The organism is Nostoc favosum CHAB5714 (genome assembly GCF_020829495.1).
GTDB lineage: Bacteria > Cyanobacteriota > Cyanobacteriia > Cyanobacteriales > Nostocaceae > Nostoc > Nostoc favosum.
The window spans coordinates 1-2709 of the sequence record NZ_JAIVFQ010000233.1; the positions used below are offsets into that span (position 1 = coordinate 1).

Annotated in this window: 5 protein-coding genes and 1 pseudogene; all 6 read right to left on the reverse strand. The window is 42.0% G+C overall.

Going from position 1 to position 2709, the window contains the following annotated elements; translation table 11 throughout:
• Positions 1 to 106: 106 nt before the first annotated feature.
• Positions 107 to 463, reverse strand: coding sequence for an alpha-ketoglutarate-dependent dioxygenase AlkB family protein (locus LC586_RS40205; protein ID WP_229491338.1), 357 nt, complete (start codon positions 461 to 463; stop codon positions 107 to 109).
• A 70-nt stretch (positions 464 to 533) separates the two neighbouring features.
• Positions 534 to 812 (reverse strand): hypothetical protein, encoded by a 279-nt coding sequence (locus LC586_RS40210; protein WP_229491339.1) that lies wholly within the window; start codon positions 810 to 812, stop codon positions 534 to 536.
• Positions 813 to 837: 25 nt separating this feature from the next.
• The gene (locus LC586_RS40215; protein ID WP_229491342.1) at positions 838 to 1302 is read right to left on the reverse strand and encodes a hypothetical protein; all 465 of its coding nucleotides are present in this window, start codon (positions 1300 to 1302) and stop codon (positions 838 to 840) included.
• 115 nt (positions 1303 to 1417) lie between these two features.
• Positions 1418 to 1639, reverse strand: a pseudogene (locus tag LC586_RS41350) (KilA-N domain-containing protein); the annotation flags it as partial.
• Positions 1640 to 1673: 34 nt separating this feature from the next.
• Entirely contained in the window at positions 1674 to 2132 is a 459-nt protein-coding gene (locus LC586_RS40225) for a DUF1392 domain-containing protein (protein ID WP_229491340.1), read from the reverse strand.
• The gene (locus tag LC586_RS40230) at positions 2129 to 2527 is read right to left on the reverse strand and encodes a MerR family transcriptional regulator (RefSeq protein ID WP_229491341.1); all 399 of its coding nucleotides are present in this window, start codon (positions 2525 to 2527) and stop codon (positions 2129 to 2131) included. The genes LC586_RS40225 and LC586_RS40230 overlap by 4 nt, the downstream gene beginning before the upstream one ends.
• Between the last annotated feature and the right edge of the window lie 182 nt (positions 2528 to 2709).

Sequence of the window (2709 nt, forward strand, 5' to 3'; positions counted from 1 at the left end):
GCACTTGAGGGGTAGGATTTACACCTACAAAGTCATTCAGTTTAGAGATAAAATCTCTAGGATAATCCTCCAAGACCTTTACAGGTTCTAGTTTCTATCCAACAAATCACACCCAACCGATTGAGTCCTGGCCACTGCGGTATTGATTGCCGATGACAATGCGGAACTTGTAGCCAGTCAAAGCAGTGATAGAGTCGCGTAACTTGGCCAGATTGTCTGTCCAAGTCAAGGGTTTTAAGAACACGCTGTTGGAGTAGAGGTAATCACATCCGGCATCACCATAAATACATTCGAGGCGGGGAACAGCCATTGTTTTACCCAACATTCTGATTTGATTCTGCTGCCACTCCAGTTTCAAGCAGTGTTGGTAGAGTTCGTTTGCTTGTTCTAGAGTTAAGAAATCGGGATAGTAAGTGATGGGTAAAACTGGGGTTGATTCCTGAAACAAATTGAGTTGTTGCATGATAGTTTTCTCCTACTATTGAATGTGTAAATGAAGGAATTGCTGTTAGTTTTGGTTGATGGAGAAGACTTCATGTTTCTTGAGAAACTTGCTCCCAATACTCAGTAACAAAATCATGCGCTTGCTGTAACACTTGAGGGAGTAAAAATAACGGAACTTCCCAAGCCGCAATAACACTACCAGCAAAACATTCTGCAAGTTCAACCCGAATACACTCTGGGAAATTGCTCTCTAAAAACTTGAGTGAATGATCTTCGTTTTCTGGTAGTTGAACAAAAAAATAATCATCGTGCATGATATCAGCAACAAGACCATATTTTTCTGCCAAGATTTTTCGTAGAGTGTTCATAATTGTTGTTGAGTTACGTAGGGAATTATTGAGAGATGACTTTTACTATGTCGGGCAACCACCGCAGTTGAAAAACAGTTTGGTTTGAAGATTTGGCGACTGCGGGAACCATCCGCCCCCATTGCTTACCAGATTCAGTAGGACGATAGGGAATTTTCTTGTCATCAGTTCTGTATTGCAGTCCATAATTTAGTAAGCAGTGGTTAACAGCCCGTGCAGACATTCCTACTACCTCACCAATTTGTGTTGGATTGAGAAATGCGTCCTCTGCGGTATTAGTGGAAGCGATCGCAGTTTTTAGTTCATCTGCTGCGGGTTTGAGTGCGGGGTTAACTTTGGTGGCGGCATTGACTGCTAACTGGGCGGTGAGAGATTTTTCTAATCCGGCAAATTCCCCTAACATCATTGCCAACTGTGCGGCTTCGTGGGATGGGGCTAATGTATGTGGTGGTTCTTGCTGTTTTACTGGCTCTACTTGGGTTGAGAGCATAACTTTCATTAAGGTTCTGTTGGCCCAGATGCGGAATTCGACAGAAACCCACGCCCGCTAAATCAATGGCGATTTCTGGGTGAATCCAAGTGCTTTGTTCGCTTCCGTAACCCTGGATATCTATCACCAATAACGATATGAGGATCTTCATATCGTTAGAAAGTGCTTGCAAATACTGCTTTGTAGACTTGAGCTTCGTGTAATCAGCTAAGAATTTCCCGTTAGCTTTGCACATCTGACTTGCATTCACATAGCCCTTGGGTACAGCATATTTACCTATTTCCCCATCTTGGGGCATTTGGTTAATTTCTGATTCGTGCCAAAAATGTGTCAACATGATTCATTCCCTGGTTATTGAACAAATAATTGATTCAGGTATTTACTCGCACCAAACTTTTTTCACCAATTAGTGAGAAGCGATTAGATATAGTCCGTGATTGAGTTAAGGTTGGCGATACCAATTCAACAATGTAAAACCAAGAATTATTCACCAGCGCAATCCCCAAAATCAGCCGTTGTTTTGTTCCTTTATCGTGAGAACAGAGCATCACTCTTTCGCCCAAAACGAAAGCAGGTTTTTGCACTCTGATGGCTTCTAATTCTCCAGTCCCGATGATTTGGTTTTGTGTAGTGTGGACAATTTCATTACCGCAATCAATTGAATATAGCCAACATTCGTGTTTCCATTGCATACCGCAGCAATAGCCGAATCTTCTTGTGGTTCGTAGGAAAACTCTCTCCAGTAAATTGACTGCAACAGGTGGAATTGTTCGACCCCAAGGAGGGGAGAGATACCAACTCGTTTGAAGCGCGTTAATGTGGTCAATCATGCGAGTTTCCCTACTAAATATTCGATAGCATCTTTATCAATGGCAGCAATGCGGTTTTTAATACGTTGGGGTGGGTTTTGAAGAAATCGTTTTAAGTCTTTGCTCTTGATTTGGTGATATCTACCAGACCGCCGGGTTGTACGTATCCAACCCTTTTTAACCCAACTCCAAACGGTAGCCGAATTGAGTTGCAGAACTCTGGCAATTTCGCAGCAGTTGTAGTTATCAAGAATTGGACGTGCGGAGTATCCTAAAAAGCGCAGTTTCTTTTGAATAGCTGATGTTGAGCGTGTGTATCCTCTGATTTTGAGGCGATATGCTATTTGTTTAACAGTGTAGAGACAAGCCATTTCTTCAATAATTGCGAGTTCTTCATCAGTCCATTTTGTGTTCATTTGATTACCTCCCATATTTATGCAGATTTAGCATCAGAATATTCTTTGACAATTTGAGCGCTGATAGATTCAAACTCCACCTGAGCAATATTCAAATCAATCAGCATTTCACCACTGTTGTAGAGGTCTGTGATGTGCTGCTTGATTGCCGATTCCGAGAGTCCATCAGGAATATTTAGGTG

Coding starts and splice junctions, on each gene's coding strand:
- LC586_RS40205 (WP_229491338.1), bottom strand. CDS start 463: ATGCAACAACTCAATTTGTTTCAGGAATCAACCCCAGTTTTACCCATC.
- LC586_RS40210 (WP_229491339.1), bottom strand. CDS start 812: ATGAACACTCTACGAAAAATCTTGGCAGAAAAATATGGTCTTGTTGCT.
- LC586_RS40215 (WP_229491342.1), bottom strand. CDS start 1,302: ATGCTCTCAACCCAAGTAGAGCCAGTAAAACAGCAAGAACCACCACAT.
- LC586_RS40225 (WP_229491340.1), bottom strand. CDS start 2,132: ATGATTGACCACATTAACGCGCTTCAAACGAGTTGGTATCTCTCCCCT.
- LC586_RS40230 (WP_229491341.1), bottom strand. CDS start 2,527: ATGAACACAAAATGGACTGATGAAGAACTCGCAATTATTGAAGAAATG.